The following is a 20,711-nucleotide window of genomic DNA, read 5'->3' on the forward strand; positions in this document are numbered from 1 at the left end:
GATGTGGGTGTCAAAAGTATTCCCACAATGAACTTTGCTACGAATAAAACTATGTATATCAGTGGTTATGCTGTAAAATAGAAGCAAATAAATTTTATCTATTTGAGGTTATTCCTATGTCTTTTGTTAGAAATGATTGTCAGCAGTTATCACTTTTTGATTCCCTTGGATTTCTTTCTCAGCGCAAGCTGCAGATACTTAACAAGTCATGGGCTAAACCCTTTTCGGATTACATCTTCACAAAAATTGATGAGATGATTTTTGCACCGTTATACAGTCAGAACTCCAATTCCCGTCCAAATGCACCGATCAACGTAATAGTTGGATGCCTGATTCTGAAAGAACTTAATGGTCTTACAGATGACGAGATACTCGAAGAATGTGAGTGCGATTTCAGATATCAGTATGCACTCCATACAACAAGTTTTGAAAACCAGCCAATCAGTGATCGAAGCTTCAGCAGATTCCGTCAAAGAGTCTATGAGTACGAACTTGTAACCGGTGAAGATCTTATCCATACCTGCATAACTGACCTGGCTGAGCAGATCCGTAAGTTCATGGATATAAGTCCGATGATCAAACGCATGGACAGCATGATGATTGAATCCAACATCAAGCATATGAGCCGTTTGGAACTGATATATACCTGCGTTTCAAATCTCGTTTGCACTATCGACAGAGACGGTGCACATGATCTTGTGAAAGGTTTTGAAGAGTACCTCGACCCTAACAATCGTAATCAGGTTGTCTACTATAAACAGGATATACCACAAAGCGAAAGACTTCAAAAGGTTATCGATGATGCAGCAAAACTCCTTCCTCTTTGTGAGGAGGACTATGGAGAAACTACCGATTATCAGCTACTGGTTCGTGCTATTTCGGAACAGTGCAAAAAAGATGAAAATGGAAATACCATTCCTAAAAGCAAGGGCGATGGTATGGGATCTTCGGTTCTTCAGAACCCGTCAGATCCGGATGCAACATATCGCTCCAAAGCCGGCAAAGAGCATCGCGGATACGTAGCAAACATTGTTGAAACTGTAAATGCCAATGGCTCTGTTGTCACTGATTATGATTATGACGTAAACATTCACAGTGATCAGGATTTCATCAAGGAGCACCTTGAGAAACAACCTGTTACAAATGAACACGAAGCAATAATCGTTGACGGAGCATATAACAGTGAAGAGATCCGTACATTAGCTGAAACAAAGAACATATCAGTACTTTCAACAGGACTTATGGGTCAAAAACCGAAAAAGATTATTGGCAAGTTCGAAATGAGTGAGGATTATAAAACTGTCTTCACATGCCCGGAAGGACATGAAGTAAACAGCACTTATTATGAATCCCGGGATCAACTCAGGATTTCACTTCCAAGTTGTCATTGCAACGGATGTCCTCATCAGAAAGAGTGTAATCCAAGTCTCGGTAAAAGAGTTGCCAGTCTGCTTCTGCCCATGAAAACAATCAGAGCAGAAAAGCGTAACTCCGAACTTGATCCAGAAACTCGAAAAATGATAGGCCGGATAAGAAACGGAGTTGAAACAGTTCCATCGGTCATTCGAAATAAATATCTTGTGGATACAATGCCAGTACGTGGGAAGCTGAGAACAAAACTGTTCTTCGGCTTTAAAGTTGCGGCCTTAAACTTCCAAAAACTCAGAAGATTTATGGATGGCAAGGAATTATGCAGAGGATTTGCCCTGTGATAGGGGCTAATCTCTCTTACTCCTAAGCCCATAACTCGGATTTTCATAGTTTTATTCAGTTGACAAGGTTCAAATGTATATAACTGAGTGTCAATTGCTCACAAAAATGGACTTTTGACCCTCACATCATAGTAATGGTTTATTCAGAAAACTCATTTGTATAATTGTCTCTATGACATATACTGTGGGGATAACATATTGCTCTAAAAATATTTCCATTAACAACTATAAAACTTTTATAATTATGTGTATAGCAAATATAGTATTAAATATTTTGGGCGATATATTGCAGATACCATTTTCGCAGAATTATTATTTCGCTTCTTTAAAAAATGATTATTTGTTAACTACACATAAAGCAGGTTTGTAGATGATAAAGATATACAAGAAAAAGGCTATCCCGCAATCATTGGAAATGATAAGGATCAATGACCAGTATTTCAATAAATATACTGTAGAACTGCTTGATGAGAGAGCGGAGGATATTATTTGGAGTATAGATCGGTCAAAAATGATCGATAAGTACTATATAGAATCGAGATTTGATGGTGCGAAGCTTAATATTGATAAGCTTTCTACCGGATACAGAGAATCAGTATGTCATAATTGGAAGAAATCCGAGAGGTCTGATGCTTACCCAAGATGATATTAATGAGCTTGATAGTGATAGCAAAGATGGACTGACGGTGTTTAAGCTGAAGAAAGCATTTGCATAGAATGTTGTGCAGGGGGACGCTTAATATTGTAGGATTTTCTTAGGGGTACCTGACACCCCCCCGGTTGGAAGATAGATTGGAGTTGTTTTTAATGGATGACGAAAGCCTTTTGACAACAGAAGATATATCGCAGGACCAATGGTGGTTAATGCTTTGGTCATTAATGACTGATATTCCTGCAAATGAATGGAATGAATTCACCTACGATCTAATCTATAAGAATCGATTCTCTTCATCACATAAAGTCATTGATGTTATCAAGGATTTTTCTGAGAGAAGGACAATTATAATCAAGAAAGGGCAAGTCCTTTATCGTGCGAGGGTATACCATCAGGAACCTCTTAAAGAATTCCTTTCGACTTTGGTTAGCGCTACAAACGAAAAGAATGCTTATAACCACGTATTGATAAATGATGAATTAGAATAAGACGTACAGAGTAGGAGTCGATATAATATGCCAAAATCCCCTGATTTTCAGAAACCCGTGACCAAAGCCGTGGAGTGTCCCTTTTGCGGAAAGACTTTTGATTACAGTTTGTATCCGGAGATAGTTATCCCAAGAGATAGGAAACTGAAAAAGAAAGTTCTCAATAAGTCGCTGTTTTTTCCCAGGTGTCCGCACTGTAAGGAAGAAATAAAGCTGAAAGCTGTATGTATGTACCGGGATGACAGTAAGAGGGAATGGTTTGTACTTACGGATTCAAAAGATAAAAAAGTATCGGAGATGTTGAAAACCGGAAACATTAAGTTTGATGAAGTTTTTTCAGAGGATAATATAGTTGATTTAGTGAAAGGCTTCTATACTCGTAGAGTTGTGTTTGATGTTGATTCTTTTAGAGAAAAGATCTTGCTGTCGGATTGCAATTATGATGACAGAATCATAGAGCTTATGAAATTATCGCTATCAACTATTCTTGAAGAGGATATTGGCCAGCCGGTTTATAGGATTTTTTTGGAAGAAACCTCGGGCAACCAATTGGTTTTTACCGCAATAATGGGGAACTCTGCACCTTTTGATTATGTAAACATTAAGACTATACCGAGTGTTTATTTCGATTATAAGGATAAATATTTGGGAAAGCTTGGAGATCCTAATATGGACGAATATATCCTGACAGATCAGCAATGGGCGATGAAGTCTGACTTGTTAAAGGATGAGGATGCCGGGGTTATAATACCGTTTGATTAAGATCAATGGGGGCGTCTTAAATTTTTATAAACGGTATCCACAGATTTGTTCGACAGTATCTGACAAATTTAAAGTTTATTGTTATGAGTGTGGACTCATTTTTGAAGATCGATAGGAGACGAATGTATGAGTGATATGGAATTGAAGCTCAGGAAGGAAATGTATAATCCATATAAACCCTTAACCAGAGAAGAAGTAATAGAACAATTGGCTATTGCAAAAAAACACGCTGATGAAGGCAGAGTCATGGAAGGGCATAGGGCATCTGCGAATATTAGGGAAAAGTATGGATTTTGATGGGGAAATTGAGACTGAAAAAGGAACTACTTTCTGAACGAAATAATATGCATTTGGTTTCCTATAGCAGGTTACATGCTTGATCAAAAATCAAAGATAGTACCGTTTCTGTCTGTGAAGACAGATGATGACTAAGTTTTATATTCTTCTTGCATGGAATGATACTTGGAGTAAGAAGCAAAGAACTAAGCTATTTGCGATATTTTACTGTTTTGAGTAACTAAGTGAGTATTTGAAATATTATAGATGTAGATTTTTAAGAGAGGCGATAGATTGTATCTGATAGAACAATTTAAAGAATTAAATAAGCCAGAAAGAATGGTCTTGACACAGCATAGTAGAAAACGACTATCGGAGAGAGGAATTAAAGTACTAGATATTGTCAATGCCATAAATACTGGAGAAATCATAGAGGATTACCCGGAAGACTACCCTTTTCCAAGTTGTCTGATACTTGGAAAGACTGAGGAGAAGGTTGTACATATCGTGGCAAGTATAAATGATGAAATGATATATCTGATCACAGCATATGTACCTGATTCGGATAGATGGGAAACAGATTGGAAAACCAGAAAGGAGCAGTTATGAAGTGCATGAAATGTGGAAAGGAAATGTTCAAGAGTACTACAACTGAAGCAATTGAACTCGGATTTGGCGTTTTGGTTATTCGTAACATTCCATGTTATAAATGTACTGAATGTGATGAGATTTTCTATACAGGAGATATTGTTCAAAAGATCGAGGAGATTACAGAACGCGTAAAGCTGCTTGTTCAAGAAGTTACAGTTGTGGATTTCGAGAAAGCCACATAGGAGAAGATCATGACTATCAGTGAAAGGATATTTGAGAGATTAAGGCAGCTTTCTATGACACAGCGGGAATTTGCAGAGGAAGCAGGGATACAGCAGAGCACGATCAGCGAGTGGAAGAAGAACAAAACAAATCCATCATCCGATAAGATACTGGCAATATGTAAAGCTCTGGATGTGTCTCCGGAATGGCTTTTGTCAGGGGTTGATCCGGCAGAGAATCGAGGGAAGAACCAGGCATACTATACTGTGGATTTAAATACAGATAGTGGGATACTTGTTTCTGAGTTTAATAAACTGGAAAAATCGCAAAGAGACAGGATTTTAGGATATGTTGCAGCTTTTTCTGCAATGAAACAGGATAAGTAAAAAGGTGGATCTCCAAAGTTTAGTGGGGTTTTCCAAAGTTGTTTGGGGTCACCCCACACAAGTTTGGAGACCCTGGCTTTTTTAGGTCTAAAATTTCTGGAAGTTAACATGAGAACTGAGAAAAATTTGAAGAGATTAAACTGGAAATAGCGGGATTTCTTGATGGTAAGAAATGAGACAAAATGTGAGGTGCACCTAGAAAGTGAAGGGAATTCAATGGTAATCAATGAAGTAAATAAAAAACATATTCATCATCAATTGTGTTAATAGGTAATTTTTCACCTGTGTTGTTTCAACCTTATTGGTTCAAATATTGTGATATCCCTGGGAGCAGAGATGTTCCGATGAACCCTTTTTTCTATAAAAAAAAGCACCAGCAAGAGGTGCTAATGGCTTAAAAAAGAAATCGGGAACATCGACAACCGAAGTTGTATGCCCCCTTTAAGAACGAAGTTCTTTCAATAGTATCTATAAAGTATCATCTCCCAGCTATGCTGTCAAGGATTTTTTTGACAAAGCTATAAGAACTGGTAATTATGTTATTGCTCATAAACCAGTCTTTGTTTTGAACCATGCGGCCCTCAAAAAATTCTTCAAGTTCATCGTAACGCTTCTGTTTTGCTAGAAGAGTTGTATACCAATGGGTTTTTTGATGTCGTAAAAAATGAATGTAGTGGAAATGTGATTATAGCTTATTATGATTTTGTGGTTGCTTTTCAAAATGAACATTTTTATTGTGGTCCGATTATACGAACCGAATTATTAAGAAATCTGTTGATTAATTTGGCCGAAGAAATTCGAAACGCAGAAGAAGACGTGAATTTTTGTGGATAGCTTATTACACAACGATTTATTATGGACCGCAACAGTTAGTTCTTTCGGATGTTTCAAAGAGGAATTTCATGAGGTTGTTGCGACAGTTGTAAAAAATGAGCAGATGATGCCGATAGAATTTGATTTTAGGGATGAGTAGAGAAACTATACGAGAATATAACAGGTACGGGAAGGAAAGCGGTGTAAGTATTTCGTGCGATAGAGAGCTTTTGGCTATTGAAGGTGATCGGTGGGAAGAAAATATTCAAAGTAATCCCGGAAAAATCATAGTTATAGATGAGGATAGCAAATGAATATACATCCGATACCTCCTTTGTACGATGAAAACTCGAAAGTGCTTATTCTCGGCAGCTTTCCCTCAGTTAAATCACGAGAGGCACAGTTTTTTTACGGGCATCCACAAAACAGATTTTGGAAGGTCATGGCCGCTGTTTTTCATGAAAGAGTACCTGATACAGTTTCTGAAAAACGTGATTTTCTTTTGAGGAATCATGTTGCTCTGTGGGATGTTATTCATTCCTGTGAGATTGTAGGCTCATCGGATTCAAGTATAAAGAATGTTATGCCAAATGATCTTAGTATCATACTTGATGCAGCACATATTGAAAGAGTGTTTGTGAATGGTAAGACTGCAGAAAAGTATTATAAGAAATATATAGAAAAGACTCTTGGAATCAAAGCTTTTTGCCTGCCCTCAACAAGCCCGGCCAATGCTTCGTGGAGCATTGACAGGTTGATTAATGCATGGAAAGTAACAAAGTGGGAGTAAGACCCCCATGCGAAAGTATGAGTGTTAGGTTAAGAAAAATCAAGGATGTATGTATTATGCTCAAATGGAGAGAATTGTTCCGTTCTCATATTCTTGAAAGGGGCTGGGATTACGCCAAAGAAGGTAATGTCACAGACCTGGTAAAGACGGATGACAGTATTTCCGCAGTTGTCAAAGGCGGTGAACATTATAAAGTAAAAATCAGGTATTCAGGTTCTGAGATTACCGACGGATACTGTTCATGTCCATATGCCGCGAAGGGCGAATGGTGTAAACATATGGCAGCAGTACTATTCCTTGCGGAGTCAGGGAGTTCTTCAGACGTTAAACAGATAGAAAAGGAAATTGATGGAGTCTTTTACGCCTATGGCGATAGGACGGGATATATAGATTATTATAATGCTATGTCATTTGCATCTGATCTTGATAGTCTCATTAGAAACAGGATTGGTGCACTTATCGATGATGAGAGTTACATGGATGCTTTTAATGCCTCCATTTATGCATACACTAAGCTTGGAAATTGTGATATAGATGACGATGGAGAGATTGCATCGATTTCCAGCACGTGTTATGAGTTGTGGCAGAGCATAATAACCAGCTGTGATCCTAAGGACCGCGAATGTATTAAGGAGTGGTTTGAGGAACATTCAGACGATGGCACGGTTATCGACTATATGGAAGACATGCTGCAGGATTTTCTGAAGTATGAATTGGCATCAGAAGCAGAGCTCAAGGAAATAATAAAAGGACTTGAAGAAAAGATTGAGAGCAGCAGGGGACAGATACAGTGTCCGGGGATTTTTACTTCTTATTATGGTTACAGTATTGATGCGATTAAACTTCGTAATATATTTGCAAGGCGAATAGGAATAACTGAGGAAGAAATTGATAAGTACATGCGAAGGTACATGAGTTTCAGATCGGTACGAGACTATTTTATAAAAAAGGCCACGGAGCAGAACAATACGGATGAAGAAATCAAAATCCTTACACTTGGAAAGGAATTTGAAAAGGATTCTGCTTATACTATGCATTCATATTCAAAACGTCTCATTGAACTATATGTTCGAAATAAAGATAAAGTGGCCGAGAAGTTAGAAAGGAAAGCGGATCTTTTGATTAATCAGGGAGCACCTTTGGAGGACTACAGGGCATATCGGGCTATGTGTAACGATGAGGAGTGGCTGGAAGAAAGATTAAAGATAATAGAATCACGTAATAATGTTGACAAGAGATGTGAACTTCTTGCTGAGGAGAAGATGTATGCCAAGCTGTTTGATACGATTTGGCAACAGAAGGATAAGCTGGGGTTGGTGAATAAATATGGCTTTACTTTGGAAGGTGATTATTCGGAGCAGATTTTGGATTTTTATGCTGAATTTGTTTCCGGATTGGCAGAATCTGCATGCAATCGTTCGCGGTATGATGAACTGAATAGATATCTGATGCGTATGTCACAGTACCCGGGTGGGGAGGAACGGGTAAGACGGTTGGCATTGGAGTGGATAGACAAGTATCCTACGAGGAAAGTTATGGTGAAGATGCTTCAGGGATACCGGAGACATTGTCATAAACAAATCGAAGACTCTGCCTCAGATTGAAGGCAGAGTTTCTGCTTCCGTGATGCGTCTGAGAAACTGTTCCGTGCAGACAAATCATATTTGGGTAACAATACGCTGCGTGTAGCATCTTCAGAAGCGGCGGCAAATAAGATCTTTACAAAATGGAGGATTACATATGATTAAAAATCAATGGTATGCAGTTCTTTCATCACATCAACTCAGGAAGGGAAAGATTATAGGCGTCAGGAGATTCGGTGAGGATATAGTTTTTTTCAGGACAGAGAGTGGAGAGATAGGCTGTCTTAACAGTAGGTGCGCGCACAGGAAAGCCTCTCTTGAAAAAGGCTGGATCAGTAATGAACATATCAAGTGTCCGTTTCACGGCATAGAATATGATATCAATGGTAAATGTGTGTATGTTCCGGCTGAAGGAAGAGCTTCGGTTTATGACCATTCAAGATTTCATATGAGACATTATCATACAAGGGAGATAGGTGGTATCATCTTTGTATGGTATGGTGAGGGAGAACCTGATAAAGATCCGGATGTATTTGATGTGATTAAGGATTCATCCTACAGCTATGATCATATGGAGGACTTTTGGTCTGTTGACTACTCGAGGGTCATAGAGAATCAGCTTGATGTTTCGCATCTTGCATTTGTTCATCGTGATACCATTGGACGTGGAAATAAAACACTGTGTAACGGACCGAAGGTGGTATGGATTGACAGAAACACACTTGAGACCAGTGCCGACAATGAAGTTGATGTGGGACAGACTCCTAAATCTTCTGAAGAGAGCGTGCTAAAAAGTACAAATCTGACATTTAAGTTTCCCAATATGTGGCTTAATCATGTCACCGATAAGCTGATGATACTTGCGTTTTTTATACCGGTTGACGATGAACATGCAATTATCGCATTGAGATTCTACAACAGATTTACGGGAATTAAGGCTATAGACAGGGTGATAGCCATATTAGGAAGTATTGCCAACAGAATCATTGAACGGCAGGATAAACGGATCGTAGAGACTGAGCTTCCGAAGAAAACCGGAATGTTCATAGGAGAATGTCTTTTGGCGTCGGATCTGCCCATACTTGAATACAGAAGGAGAAGGGCTGAACTTCAGAAGGAAAGTACAGTGAAGGATGATGCTTATGCATCGGCTTCTTCTGATGATAAATCAAATGTTGGAGCCGGAACTTTTGATCATGAGTTTTTGAGGAACGTGAGTTTTCGGAAAGGAGATGTGACTATGTCTGAAAACAACATTGTAACTGATGGCAATGAGGCTGGTAAAAAAGTGGAAATGAACACCAAAGCGATGTACAGGCTTTCCTACGGGCTGTTCGTATGTACGGTGAAAAACAGCGAAAAGACCAATGGCTGTATCATCAATACTGCGATTCAGGTGGCATCTTCGCCTAACCGGATTTCGATTGCGGTAAACAAGGCAAATTACACCCATGACATGCTGAAAGAAACAGGTCGCTGCAATGTTTCTGTCATAAGTACAGAAGCGGAGTTCGAACTTTTCAAACACTTCGGTTTTCAATCCGGAAGAGACGTTGATAAGTTTGACGAGAGCTTCAATGCTAAGGATTACAGGATTGCGGAAAATGATATTCCTTATATAACAAAGGGAACCAATGCTTACTTCTCATTGGAAGTGAAAGAATCCGTGGATCTGGGCTCCCATACCTTGTTTATATGTGAACCGGTCATGATGGAGGTGCTGTCGGATGCTGCTTCCTGCACCTATGAGTATTATCAGAAGAACATCAAACCAAAGCCCCAGCCTGTTGGAAAAACAGCAACAGGGAAGACTGTATGGAGATGTACCATCTGCGGATACGAATGGGAAGGGGAAGAGCTGCCGGATGATTTCATTTGTCCGATATGCAAGCATCCTAAAGCGGATTTTGAAAAGATAATAAGATGATGAGCAGCATAACATTTACAGACGCGCAGCCATTTATCTATGCGCAGTGATACACGAATGATTAGTCTCGTAAAGAGCCAGATGCGGAAAAGCCGCACGTCCGGACCGCATCCATAAGTATAAGGTGAGTTACGATAAATTACTATATTAGAATTAATGATCAATGTTATACTGTACCTATACAAACATTTTGTCCCGTGTACATACAGAAAGGAGATTGCACCATGTCAGATAACAAATGGAGATGCAGAGCCCAAGACCTGAAGGGCACAGAAACCGAAAAGAACCTCCAGGCCGCTTTCGCCGGAGAGTCAGAGGCCAGAAACAAGTACACCTTCTTCGCTTCCAAGGCAAAGAAGGAGGGTTATGTACAGATTTCCAATATTTTCGCCGAGACAGCAGCCAACGAGAAGGAGCATGCCGAAATCTGGTACAAGATATTGACCGGCATCGGAAGTACTGTTGACTGCCTCAAGGAAGCAGCAGACGGTGAGGGATACGAGTGGAAAGAGATGTATCCTTCATTTGCAAAGAAGGCAAGAGAAGAAGGCTTCGACGAAATAGCCGAGCTCTTCGAGGGTGTTGCCGCCATTGAAAAGGAACATGAAGAGAGATACAGAAAGCTCCTCAAGAACGTTGAAGACAAGCTTGTATTCTCCCGTGACGGCGACTGTGTATGGCAGTGCAGCAACTGCGGACATATAGTGATCGGAAAGGAAGCTCCGGAAGTTTGCCCTGTATGCAATCACCCGAAGGATTATTTCCAGTTGAAGGCAGAAAACTATTAAAGATATTTACAGACTACCGGCTCCGGTTCGATGAAGAACCACCGGTAGATCAAGGTATGACGATTTGCAGGAGGTAATGTAATGAAACTTGAGAATGTAAGCAATGTAGAAGGTCTTTTTAAAGTTCTTGACAGCTGTAAGGGCAAGATTGAGCTTGTCTCAGAGGAGGGTGATCGTATCAACCTTAAATCAAAGCTCTCTCAGATGATCCTGACAGCCAATCTGTTAAATACAGCAACTATCAAAGAGCTTGAGCTTCTGGTTTCGGATCCTGAAGATATGAAGAAGGTTATATCATTTATGATGCGCGGCGCTGCGGAATAAATACAGCAAAATCTCATTGCCTTTTTAGGTGCTTTATCATATTCTGATATTAGTGATATTCGTGATCCGGACTATGGTAAAAGGAGGAACTAGGACATGAAATTTTATAAGATTGATGACCAGATCGTGATTTCCGACAAGAGCTTATCCGTTGGTGAAGAGCTTGTGACCAATACAACTGATGCGGCTCAGGAAAAGCACGTTCCGGTTGTTAAGGTGGATGGAGATACGGTTTCTGTGTGTGTAGGTTCTGTTGAGCACCCTATGCTCGAGGCGCACTTCATCGGATGGATACTGCTGGAGACTGAGGCAGGATTCCAGATTCACTATCTCAAACCGGGTATGAAGCCTGAAGCAAAGTTCAAGGTTACAGAAAAAGTTGTGGCAGCTTATGAGTATTGCAATCTCCACGGTTTGTGGAAGGCAACTGTTTGATGAATCCGGGAGGTTAAGATATGATGTACGTTTGTAATGTTTGCGGTTTTATCTATGATGAAGAGAATGGAGACCCTGATAACGGAGTAGCAGCAGGAACAAAGTGGGAAGACGTTCCTGAGGACTATGTTTGTCCTTTATGTGGTGTAGGTAAGGATCAGTTCTCACCACAGTAAGAAGAGTTTCTGAGGCAGGTGCGGCGGCACCTGCCTTTTTTCTGCCCATAGATTTGCATAAGTCAAAAAGAGGCTGTATACTAACGTGATAAAAGATATAAGCCGCTGTATATGGTTTCCAAATATGATATACCGTTTCTGAAACCGGAATAAGTTACAGATGGTGCTAACAAAACCAAGGACTGGACGAAGGGTAGTATGACAAGAAAAGAAAGATTCAAAAACAAAATAAAAGAGGTCTATACCTTCATGAGTCTGGTTATAGCATTCATTACAGCAGCGCTGATATGGTATTGGAATGTTGCCCCCGGCTGGGGCGAAGGCTTCTTTGGCTACAGAACCCTCACTTTGGTCGGTATAATGTTTGCCGTTGTATATTTCTTTTTCGCAAAGATGTACGACGCCCACAAGATCGGCCTTTACCGACTCCAGGAGCTGGCATTCTCGCAAATGCTTTCCTTCAGCATCGGTGACTTCTGCCTCTTCGTAGCAACCTTCTTCTGGTTCCACAACTTCAGCCGCATTAGCCTCCGGTTCTTCCTTCTCGGATTCGTCCTTCAGTTTACAGGCATTGTCCTCGTGACCTTTGTCTGTAACCGCCTCTACGCAAGATTCGACGAGCCCCGAAAAATAATGATCGTATACGGTTCACAGGACTATCTCAGACTCCTGAAAAAGATGAAGGAGAAGAAATATCGTTACGAAATCCTGGGAACCTATGAGGATACGACGGATCCGGAGATCATATTTAAAACCCTCAGCAAATGCAAAGACATTTATCTCTGTGATGTTTCCGAGGAAGTAGAGAAGAGAGTGATGATTTTCTGCGACGCTCATCACAAAGACATGCATACGTCCATGGACATGTCAGACCTTCTGAAGCTGAGTCACGAGGTGTCCCACACTTTCGACACCCCTTACCTCAGAAACAAGAAAATGCCGGAGGCCTGGTACTACGCGGGAGTTAAGCGAACCGCCGACGTAATCATTGCCCTCCTCGGCATCCTGATTCTGTCCCCGGTCCTCATCATCACAAGCGTTCTCATCAAAGCCTATGACGGAGGTCCGGTGCTCTATAGCCAGAAGCGTCTCACCAAGGATGGCAGAGTTTTTGATATTTACAAGTTCAGAAGTATGAAGGTGGATTCCGAAAATGGCGTCGCCCGTCTCGCAAGCAAAAACGATGACAGAATCACTCCCGTGGGAAATGTCATCAGAAAGCTGAGAATCGACGAACTCCCACAGCTTTTCAATATCCTGAAAAACGATATGTCCGTCGTCGGTCCGCGCCCCGAGCGCCCTGAGATAGCTGAACAGTACGAAAAGGAAATACCCGAATTCGGCCTCAGACTCAAAGTCAAAGCCGGCCTCACCGGCTACGCTCAGGTCTACGGCAAATACAACACCACCCCCCTGGACAAACTGAAATTGGACCTGCTCTACATCTCCCAGAGGTCTGTCCTTTTTGACCTCCGTATCATCTTCTATACCCTGAAGATTGTCTTCATTCCCGAAAGCTCCGAAGGCGTCTCCGAGGATCAGGTCACAGCCCTTGAAAACAAGTAACAGTTCAGCCGGGATGCCTTATTTCCGCAGTGAACAAGGCGTTACATTGACCCATGTTCCGGTTACCTGCATTTGAGTCATCCTGAATGGCAGGTCACATTGACTCAATTTCATGTAATCAGAATTTGGGTCATCCTGAATGGCAGGTCACAATGACTCAATTTCATGTAATCAGGATTTGGGTCATCCGGAATGGCAGGTCACAATGACTCAATTTCATGTAATCAGGATTTAGGTCATCCTGAATGGCAGGTCACAATGACTCAATTTCATGTAATCAGGATTTGGGTCATCCCGAATGGCAGGTCACATTGACTTATATTCTGAATTCTGAGTTTCAAGGTCAATCTGTGGTTCCAATAACTCCGGATGGTGGGGGAAAGAGCCGACCACGGTCTTCGCGAACCATTGCCGGCTGAACTGTCACCAGAGGTTTCTTCCCTTTACAGAAAAGTAAAGAATTATCTGTAGATTTATGAGCCTCAACTGTGTTAATCTTATTAGGTTAGAGAAATAAAAGGAGTATTAACATATGGAAATGGAAATGAGAGACGAAGTTGAGATCGATCTTCTTCAGTTATGTTTTTTATGTTTGAGAAAATGGAAGGCCATCCTTCTCGCGGGAGTGGTACTTGCGCTGGCCCTTGGAGGTTACAAGGGAGCAAGAGAACTCAGTAAGGTGGGAACGGAAGTTGCTGTCGAGGCAGAGGAAACCGCCGAGGAAAAGGTGACTCAGTATGACGCAACATTAGCCTCATATAAGGCACAGTTTGACCGCCTGAGCGAGACCTTTGAGAAGAATCAGGTTTATGAGCAGGAATCCATAATCATGAACATGAATCCCAACAATTACTTTTCAGGCTCAAGCACCTACTATATAAGTACAGATTACAAGATCATGCCTGACATGACCTATCAGGACGTGGACTATTCAGAGGATATCGCGCAGGCTTACCTGTCTTATCTTACAAGCAGCGAATGTCTATCCTATGTGCAGTCAAAGCTCACCGAAAAGATTCCTGTAAAGTATCTTTCAGAGCTTATAAGGGTTAATGTCACCGGCCGCGTGCTCACCGTCAAGGTTGTGGGAGATACCTCCGGGAGAACTACAGAGATTCTTAATGCTATAAGCGAGGCCATTGATGCCTACAAGAAAGAGGTCGACACCAAGATACATGAGCATAAGCTCGACCTTATGGAGTATTCCGAAGTAGAAAACACTGCTTCTTCAGATGGCTCTGAGTCCGGTTCCGGAAATGATAACTATGTAGCTGATGTTCAGAAACAGTTTTCCGACAGCCAGATCAATCTCACAAACCAGATTTCAACCTTCTACGATAAATACACAAAACTTGCGGATACAAAGGTAAGCGCAGGAAGCAGCAGCGGCAGTGGTATCACAAAATCCCAGGCTGTTAAATCCGGTGTCAAGTTCGGAATCATCGGTCTGATCCTGGGATTTTTCGTAGCAGCAGGCTTTATCGTATTTAAGGCAATAATCGAAGACAAGATCGTAAATGCCGGCGAGATTTCTTATCTGTTCGGACTTCGTATCTTCGGAGACTACAAGTCCGGTGCCAAGTCAGGAGCATTTGACAAGCTTCTTTACAAGCTGTCCTACGGAGATGCATTGCCGGATAAAGAGAAGTTCTATGAAGTAGCTGCCGCCAATGTCAAGACCTTCGCCGCAGCCTTCAAGGATGAGGACATCAAGGAAATCTCCCTTATCGGAAGAATCGACTCCGAAGCCCTGAGCCGCATCGTGAAGTCCATCAACGATATAAACGGCGACGACACCGTTAAGCTGGCCGGCGACATCATCACCGATGCTTCCGCCATCAACGCCATCCGCGATGCAAAGTACACCCTGATCGCCGTTGACCGTACCACCTCCAAAAAGGATCTCCGCACCCAGCTCGAAAAGCTGAAAGGCCTCAAGAAGCACGTCGCCGGAGTCCTCCTGTTCGACTAATTATCATAGATTAATACACCAAGCGCCCAACTTTTGATATGTCCCCGGAATCCTGGACACATATCAAAAGTCGGGCGCTTTTTAATTATCACTCATCTTCCTCGTCATCACTTTGGTCGTCGTCCTCATACCCGTCACGCTCTACAACGTTGCTTGTCGGGGCATACTCCCTGAGATCTGCGGTAGGAGAGACTGTCTGAGATGAATAGCTCTTTGGAATGTTTCCACCCGGCCCAAAGGAATCATCACTTGTGTTATCAACATCAGGTTCTGAATAGGAACTTGATTTTGTACTGCTTGTGTCCGTTGTGCCATCCTCTGAATCCGAGTCAGATGAGCTGCTGGATTTACCTGTTCTGTATATCGTTGTAACAATTTCCGATGATGCAACACCGCTGACTTTAGTTGACTTTGAACTGCTTGAGCTTGAACTCGAACTCTTGCTTGAACTGCTCTTTTTAGAACTCGAGCTATTTGAGGATTTTGTCGTTGTTGAATCCGAGTCATCCGAGCTGCCTGCGTTCTTCTTTTTAGGAGTCGTATACCTTTGTGTGACAAGCTGCATTCCATCAGCTGAATAAACGTAGGAATCATTACCGGTGTTGACATTTGCCCCCATAGGCGTCGGAGCGATGGAAGCCCCATGGATAAATGCTCTCGTCATGGGGACGATACCTTCGTACCAGGAACCGTCCGGCCCCACTACATAGCCGTCCGGCGTCACAGTATTCGTGTAGAGGTAGCCCCTCTCGTCGAAGGCGTAGCACATATAGATCCCGTCGCCGTCATTATCTATCCATTCCCATGCATTTGCGGGATATGTGCCATCGTCGTGAACATACCAGTACCCGGTTTCATTCGCCATCCAGTACCCCGCAAGCCCTGTAAATGCACAGGCAGCGCTCAATGTGATGCACGCCAGTCCGGTCTTTATTAATCTCAATAAACATTGCTTTCTCATTTTTTCTCCCTCACTTGGGGGTCAGACCCCGTTACAAACCACTTACGACTCAATACGAAATCGTTACATTTAAGCTTGCGCTAAATCTTTCTTCTTTGTGCATACAGCAAGCTTACTTTTTAACTTTATGTTATATAGACTCTGAAACAGGTATCATACTTCTTTGAATCGGCTGATTACAGTGACAAAAAATCTTTGCCTGTGAGTCGTCTCACTGCTTCTGCTTTCTATATATTATTTCGCTTTTTTTCAGACCAAATATAACATTTTCGCCCTTGAAATAAGATGAAATTTAGTTTTCAAAGTCTTAAGGTTTTTGTAGGGCGTTTTAGACTTTTTTTAGGTTTGTATGCGGCTTCATGGGACGATCCTGCAATAAAAAACAACGAAGCCTCGTTGTTTGAGTACTTCGTTGTTTTAGGTTTCAATCCTCCGCATATATCCTTATCGCCTGCGGAATGACCGAAACTGTAACTTCCTTCTTTGCTCCGCCATATTCCCCGTCAATAGTCCAGTCGATATCATTATCCGATCTGAATGTCACTTCACTTGTGCGGAAAATCTTTATATGAGGATTGTCAAAACTGCCGTCCCCGGCCGCCATAAGAATCTCACCGATTTCCTGAAGCGCATCCGGCGCCTTAATGAGGATGACCTCGAAGAGACCGTCGCTGAGGGAAGCATTGGCAAGGGCAGGAGTCTTGAAGCCGCCAACCGATGTTGCGTTGGAAACCGCTCCGAAGACATAATCCCCCTCCTCGGTTATGCCGTCATGGCTCACCTCCAGATGATAACGGGTCTGCAGAGAAACCGGCGCCGAAGCCAGCCCGTTTACGAGATATGCCAGATACCCGAGAAGATTTTTCTGATCCTGAGGTGTGGCGTAGCTGACATTTGTAAAGGCCCCGAAAGCAGCCACATAATTAAAATATTTATCCGAAAAGGTGCCAATGTCCAGACGGTAAACCCGGCTGTGCTCCACCCCGTGAATAACCTTTTCAACATCCCCGCTGAGCCCGAGAGTCTTTGCATAATCATTGGTGGTCCCGCTGGGAATGTAAAGCACCGGCAGACTCGACTTTTCCTTGTCGGTTGCCGCCATAAGAGCATTGACCACATGATTCAGAGTCCCGTCGCCGCCGACGCAGGCCACCAGCTTCACACGACTCTTGTATGCCTCAATGATATTCTCTGAAGTGATATTCATCTTCGGAATGATTGGATAAGTAATGACTTCATACCCAAGCTTCACAAGCCCGCTGATGAGTCTGAATACCTTCCCCTTCGCATTCCCCGTCCCCGCATTCTGATTCACCAGAAGGAGAGCCTTCTTGAGAGGCTTCTTCCATTTCTTTTCCTCAGTGCGCGGGTTTTTGGTCAGATTTGTTGAATTGGTTCCATTTGTTCTTGGATTAACGTCAATTTTTTTTGAATTGCTTTCTTTTGCGCCTGCTTCAATATCCATTTTTGCACCTCACAAATCCGGTGGTTCTGTTAGTCAGAGTTGTTTCAACTGTTCAGCTGCTATTATTAATATTCAGCTATTATTATAGATGTTCTATATTTCAAAAAGCAACGAAACCGCCGTAAAACCATATTTTTGTTGACTTTTAAAGAAATACGGCAGCGGCATATACAGGTCTAAACCGGAAATTATTCATTAGTTGCACGCAAATATGACTCCTTTCGCAGAATATGTGATTTTCCCTCCCATTGTGCTATACTACCCTCATCTATAAACGTTTTTTTTCGCCATTTATTTCTGATACAAATATGTAGATTTAATTGGCTGTAAAACAACGTAAACAAAGGAGAAAAGAAACATGTCAAAATATGATTATCTCGTAGTCGGATCCGGCCTTTACGGCGCAGTATTCGCCCACGAAGCCGCAGCCGCCGGCAAAAAAGTTCTGGTTATCGACCGCCGTCCGAACATAGCGGGTAATGTCTACACCGAAGACGTAGAGAAAATCCACGTCCACAAGTACGGCGCCCACATCTTCCACACAAATGACGGAAGAGTCTGGGGCTACGTTCAGAAATTCGCCACCTTCAACCGCTTCACCAACTCCCCGGTTGCCAATTTCCACGGCGAGCTCTATTCCCTCCCCTTCAACATGTACACTTTCAACAAGATGTGGGGCGTGGTAACTCCCGAGGAAGCCGCCGAGAAGATCGAGTCCCAGCGCCGCGAGGCCGGCATTACCGAGTCGAAGAACCTCGAGGAGCAGGCCATCTCCCTGGTGGGCACAGACATTTACGAGAAGCTCATCAAAGGCTACACCGAGAAGCAGTGGGGCCGCCCCTGCACCGAACTTCCGGCCTTTATCATTAAGCGACTCCCCGTTCGCCTCACCTTCGACAACAATTATTTTAATGCTCTCTACCAGGGCATCCCCGTTGGCGGCTACACAAAGATGGTTGCCGCAATGCTTGGCGGTGCCGCGGTCCAGTCCGGCGAGGATTTCGGCAAGAACGCAGCTACTGTCGCTGCCAATGCTCATCCCTGCGAGGCCTATGGCAAGGACGCATCAAATTCCGGCTGCGGAAGCATCGAAGTTCACGTCGGCGTTGACTTCTTCGACGAGTCCGGTGCTCCCCGAAAGGACCTCATCGCCCTCGTCGACAAAGTAGTTTACACCGGCGCCATCGACGCATACTTCGGCTACAAGCTCGGCTACCTCGAGTACCGCTCAGTAAGATTCGAGAACGAACTCCTTGACAAGCCGAACTTCCAGGGTAATGCTGCCGTCAACTACACTGACCGTGAAACTCCCTGGACCAGAATCATTGAGCACAAATGGTTTGAGTTCGGAAAGGATGACGAGGGCAATGACATCCCGAAGACTGTCATCTCCCGCGAGTACTCCAGCGAGTGGAAGCCCGGCGACGAGCCTTATTACCCCGTTAATGACGAGAAAAACGGCAAGCTTTACGAGGAGTACAAGAAGCTTGCAGATGCCGAAACCGGCGTGATCTTCGGCGGCCGCCTCGGCGAGTACAAGTACTACGACATGGACAAGGTTATCGCTTCCGCCCTTGACATGTGCGAGAGGGAACTGAAGTAGTATTGTGAGCTATGGGGGACAGTATTGTGGGTCAATGTTTAAAAGAAAAATCAGTGAGATATGGTGATATTTCCGATTAGCTTATGATTAAAGTAGAAAACATTGAGAAATGGAGATAGTACTGTGAGGTTAGTTGTTAAAAGAAAAGTTTTGAGAATAATTTGTGTTGCATCACTCATCGCGGCCGCCATCCTTCTCCCCGCCTGCGGAAAATCAAACAAAAAAGGAAAAACCGCCAAAAAGCCTTCCTCATCAGCAACCGCTGCATCCCAGGAACGCCGTGTTGAAGTAATAACCGGCACACTTCCGGGAGAAGAGGACGGTTCGGATATGTTGAAGGACAGTTTGGCCGAAAACGGCGGCCTTGACATGTCGGGAAAGACCGGAAGCGACATCGCCACAGCCGGAAACATTAAAAAAGGAGATAATGCTTCCGACGAAACAGGTGATGGAAAGTCGCACGGTGGCACTGAGGAATCAGCTTCTCCCGAGGAGATTCTTCCCATCAACCCCGACGACATGATTGAGTTCACCACGGATTACGGCGACGTGCAGCTCATCCACGACGAAGGCGCCATCAACAACCTGACGGGTGAAGTCGGCGAGGAAAGATACCACGACGGGGACTTGGGATTTTATTACAATGCAAAAGCCGGGATAAAGGCATTGGTCCCCGGGTACTACAATTACTACCAGACAGACGAGCTGGGCTACGACCACTTCTACGTTTTCAGCAATTCCTCCTACCCGCAGATTTCCTTCATGAGCTTCACCGAAGGGGACGGCGAAGAGCTGACGGCCGGCAATTACAAGAGCTATCAGGACAAAATCCTTGACGCCTGCCAAAAGGAGCTGGAGGGCTTCTATCAGGAACGGGCCCGCACCAGCTTCACTATCGGCGATTTCAAGCTGCGTGAATCCGTGTTCAGGGGCCGGCGCGACGGAAAAGCTGTCACCGCCTGCTTGGAACTTTTGTGGAATGCTGACGACCGGTCCATCCTCGGAATCAGCTTTTTCGAATACGATACCGACGGCCAGGCCTACATGGATGACTTCGTAACCATGATTACGGACCATCTGTCTAAAGCTTAAAAATGATGGGCTTTTTGCTGCTTTTTAAAAGAATGGATAGAGTTTCGTTATTTTATATTAATTTTGATTTTGCAAATATCGCTGAATGACGCGGTAATATACGCTCAGATTTCCAAAAATCTAA

The 20,711-nt window shown here is 43.0% G+C and carries 21 protein-coding genes and 1 pseudogene; 20 read left to right on the forward strand and 2 right to left on the reverse strand.

Features of this window, described 5'->3' with window-relative positions:
* The first annotated feature begins 116 nt into the window (after positions 1-116).
* From T357_RS21390 to T357_RS0104130, 18 genes and pseudogenes are all read left to right on the forward strand, one after another.
* Positions 117-1,712, forward strand: coding sequence for a transposase (locus tag T357_RS21390; protein WP_044916073.1), 1,596 nt, complete (start codon positions 117-119; stop codon positions 1,710-1,712).
* 370 nt (positions 1,713-2,082) lie between these two features.
* Entirely contained in the window at positions 2,083-2,358 is a 276-nt protein-coding gene (locus T357_RS18960; RefSeq protein ID WP_049962255.1) for a hypothetical protein, read from the forward strand.
* Positions 2,359-2,519: 161 nt separating this feature from the next.
* Positions 2,520-2,855, forward strand: a complete 336-nt coding sequence (locus T357_RS0104050; RefSeq protein WP_031549007.1) for a hypothetical protein — start codon at positions 2,520-2,522, stop codon at positions 2,853-2,855.
* Positions 2,856-2,882: 27 nt separating this feature from the next.
* Positions 2,883-3,617: a CpXC domain-containing protein gene (locus tag T357_RS0104055; protein WP_031549009.1), complete on the forward strand. Its 735-nt coding sequence runs from the start codon at positions 2,883-2,885 to the stop codon at positions 3,615-3,617.
* 126 nt (positions 3,618-3,743) lie between these two features.
* A complete protein-coding gene (locus tag T357_RS21095; protein ID WP_155991221.1) occupies positions 3,744-3,914 on the forward strand; it encodes a hypothetical protein in 171 nt (56 codons plus the stop codon).
* A 273-nt stretch (positions 3,915-4,187) separates the two neighbouring features.
* On the forward strand, positions 4,188-4,502 hold the full coding sequence (locus tag T357_RS0104065) for a DUF4258 domain-containing protein (RefSeq protein ID WP_031549012.1): 315 nt from the start codon (positions 4,188-4,190) through the stop codon (positions 4,500-4,502).
* On the forward strand, positions 4,499-4,726 hold the full coding sequence (locus tag T357_RS0104070) for a YgiT-type zinc finger protein (protein WP_031549015.1): 228 nt from the start codon (positions 4,499-4,501) through the stop codon (positions 4,724-4,726). Before T357_RS0104065 ends, T357_RS0104070 begins: the two co-directional genes overlap by 4 nt.
* Before the next feature lie 9 nt (positions 4,727-4,735).
* Positions 4,736-5,092 (forward strand): helix-turn-helix domain-containing protein, encoded by a 357-nt coding sequence (locus tag T357_RS0104075; protein ID WP_031549018.1) that lies wholly within the window; start codon positions 4,736-4,738, stop codon positions 5,090-5,092.
* A 1,123-nt stretch (positions 5,093-6,215) separates the two neighbouring features.
* Positions 6,216-6,695 (forward strand): DNA-deoxyinosine glycosylase, encoded by a 480-nt coding sequence (locus T357_RS0104085; protein ID WP_044916074.1) that lies wholly within the window; start codon positions 6,216-6,218, stop codon positions 6,693-6,695.
* A 56-nt stretch (positions 6,696-6,751) separates the two neighbouring features.
* Positions 6,752-8,299: an SWIM zinc finger family protein gene (locus tag T357_RS0104090; RefSeq protein ID WP_031549023.1), complete on the forward strand. Its 1,548-nt coding sequence runs from the start codon at positions 6,752-6,754 to the stop codon at positions 8,297-8,299.
* 136 nt (positions 8,300-8,435) lie between these two features.
* A pseudogene (locus T357_RS22120) lies at positions 8,436-9,383 on the forward strand (Rieske 2Fe-2S domain-containing protein); the annotation flags it as partial.
* Between the two features lie 189 nt (positions 9,384-9,572).
* A complete protein-coding gene (locus T357_RS22125) occupies positions 9,573-10,205 on the forward strand; it encodes a flavin reductase family protein (RefSeq protein ID WP_031549418.1) in 633 nt (210 codons plus the stop codon).
* A 224-nt stretch (positions 10,206-10,429) separates the two neighbouring features.
* Positions 10,430-10,993 carry a rubrerythrin gene (gene rbr / locus T357_RS0104105; RefSeq protein WP_031549026.1) on the forward strand — a complete coding sequence of 188 codons (564 nt, stop codon included), beginning with the start codon at positions 10,430-10,432 and terminating at the stop codon, positions 10,991-10,993.
* Positions 10,994-11,074: 81 nt separating this feature from the next.
* Positions 11,075-11,317 (forward strand): hypothetical protein, encoded by a 243-nt coding sequence (locus T357_RS0104110; RefSeq protein ID WP_031549030.1) that lies wholly within the window; start codon positions 11,075-11,077, stop codon positions 11,315-11,317.
* A gap of 96 nt (positions 11,318-11,413) precedes the next feature.
* The gene (locus tag T357_RS0104115; protein ID WP_031549033.1) at positions 11,414-11,752 is read left to right on the forward strand and encodes a desulfoferrodoxin family protein; all 339 of its coding nucleotides are present in this window, start codon (positions 11,414-11,416) and stop codon (positions 11,750-11,752) included.
* A 20-nt stretch (positions 11,753-11,772) separates the two neighbouring features.
* Positions 11,773-11,928, forward strand: a complete 156-nt coding sequence (rd, locus tag T357_RS20785; protein WP_029200277.1) for a rubredoxin — start codon at positions 11,773-11,775, stop codon at positions 11,926-11,928.
* A 198-nt stretch (positions 11,929-12,126) separates the two neighbouring features.
* A complete protein-coding gene (locus tag T357_RS0104125) occupies positions 12,127-13,494 on the forward strand; it encodes an exopolysaccharide biosynthesis polyprenyl glycosylphosphotransferase (RefSeq protein WP_031549036.1) in 1,368 nt (455 codons plus the stop codon).
* Between the two features lie 532 nt (positions 13,495-14,026).
* Positions 14,027-15,466, forward strand: coding sequence for a hypothetical protein (locus tag T357_RS0104130; RefSeq protein WP_031549039.1), 1,440 nt, complete (start codon positions 14,027-14,029; stop codon positions 15,464-15,466).
* Between the two features lie 88 nt (positions 15,467-15,554).
* Here T357_RS0104130 and T357_RS19965 read toward each other — a convergent pair whose 3' ends face one another.
* Both T357_RS19965 and T357_RS0104140 read right to left on the reverse strand, forming a co-directional pair.
* Positions 15,555-16,427, reverse strand: a complete 873-nt coding sequence (locus tag T357_RS19965) for a hypothetical protein (RefSeq protein ID WP_049962256.1) — start codon at positions 16,425-16,427, stop codon at positions 15,555-15,557.
* Positions 16,428-16,851: 424 nt separating this feature from the next.
* On the reverse strand, positions 16,852-17,892 hold the full coding sequence (locus T357_RS0104140) for a diacylglycerol/lipid kinase family protein (protein ID WP_049962257.1): 1,041 nt from the start codon (positions 17,890-17,892) through the stop codon (positions 16,852-16,854).
* 358 nt (positions 17,893-18,250) lie between these two features.
* On the opposite strand from T357_RS0104140, the gene T357_RS18965 reads away from it, so the two are divergent.
* Both T357_RS18965 and T357_RS0104155 read left to right on the forward strand, forming a co-directional pair.
* Positions 18,251-19,495, forward strand: a complete 1,245-nt coding sequence (locus tag T357_RS18965; protein WP_044916075.1) for a UDP-galactopyranose/dTDP-fucopyranose mutase family protein — start codon at positions 18,251-18,253, stop codon at positions 19,493-19,495.
* A 123-nt stretch (positions 19,496-19,618) separates the two neighbouring features.
* Positions 19,619-20,587, forward strand: a complete 969-nt coding sequence (locus tag T357_RS0104155) for a hypothetical protein (protein ID WP_031549048.1) — start codon at positions 19,619-19,621, stop codon at positions 20,585-20,587.
* The last annotated feature ends 124 nt before the right edge of the window (positions 20,588-20,711 follow it).

The organism is Oribacterium sp. FC2011, assembly GCF_000701645.1.
Taxonomy (GTDB): Bacteria; Bacillota; Clostridia; order Lachnospirales; family Lachnospiraceae; genus Oribacterium.

Coding starts and splice junctions, on each gene's coding strand:
- T357_RS21390 (WP_044916073.1), top strand. CDS start 117: ATGTCTTTTGTTAGAAATGATTGTCAGCAGTTATCACTTTTTGATTCC.
- T357_RS18960 (WP_049962255.1), top strand. CDS start 2,083: ATGATAAAGATATACAAGAAAAAGGCTATCCCGCAATCATTGGAAATG.
- T357_RS0104050 (WP_031549007.1), top strand. CDS start 2,520: ATGGATGACGAAAGCCTTTTGACAACAGAAGATATATCGCAGGACCAA.
- T357_RS0104055 (WP_031549009.1), top strand. CDS start 2,883: ATGCCAAAATCCCCTGATTTTCAGAAACCCGTGACCAAAGCCGTGGAG.
- T357_RS21095 (WP_155991221.1), top strand. CDS start 3,744: ATGAGTGATATGGAATTGAAGCTCAGGAAGGAAATGTATAATCCATAT.
- T357_RS0104070 (WP_031549015.1), top strand. CDS start 4,499: ATGAAGTGCATGAAATGTGGAAAGGAAATGTTCAAGAGTACTACAACT.
- T357_RS0104075 (WP_031549018.1), top strand. CDS start 4,736: ATGACTATCAGTGAAAGGATATTTGAGAGATTAAGGCAGCTTTCTATG.
- T357_RS0104085 (WP_044916074.1), top strand. CDS start 6,216: ATGAATATACATCCGATACCTCCTTTGTACGATGAAAACTCGAAAGTG.
- T357_RS0104090 (WP_031549023.1), top strand. CDS start 6,752: ATGCTCAAATGGAGAGAATTGTTCCGTTCTCATATTCTTGAAAGGGGC.
- T357_RS22125 (WP_031549418.1), top strand. CDS start 9,573: ATGAACACCAAAGCGATGTACAGGCTTTCCTACGGGCTGTTCGTATGT.
- rbr (WP_031549026.1), top strand. CDS start 10,430: ATGTCAGATAACAAATGGAGATGCAGAGCCCAAGACCTGAAGGGCACA.
- T357_RS0104110 (WP_031549030.1), top strand. CDS start 11,075: ATGAAACTTGAGAATGTAAGCAATGTAGAAGGTCTTTTTAAAGTTCTT.
- T357_RS0104115 (WP_031549033.1), top strand. CDS start 11,414: ATGAAATTTTATAAGATTGATGACCAGATCGTGATTTCCGACAAGAGC.
- rd (WP_029200277.1), top strand. CDS start 11,773: ATGATGTACGTTTGTAATGTTTGCGGTTTTATCTATGATGAAGAGAAT.
- T357_RS0104125 (WP_031549036.1), top strand. CDS start 12,127: ATGACAAGAAAAGAAAGATTCAAAAACAAAATAAAAGAGGTCTATACC.
- T357_RS0104130 (WP_031549039.1), top strand. CDS start 14,027: ATGGAAATGGAAATGAGAGACGAAGTTGAGATCGATCTTCTTCAGTTA.
- T357_RS19965 (WP_049962256.1), bottom strand. CDS start 16,427: ATGAGAAAGCAATGTTTATTGAGATTAATAAAGACCGGACTGGCGTGC.
- T357_RS0104140 (WP_049962257.1), bottom strand. CDS start 17,892: ATGGATATTGAAGCAGGCGCAAAAGAAAGCAATTCAAAAAAAATTGAC.
- T357_RS18965 (WP_044916075.1), top strand. CDS start 18,251: ATGTCAAAATATGATTATCTCGTAGTCGGATCCGGCCTTTACGGCGCA.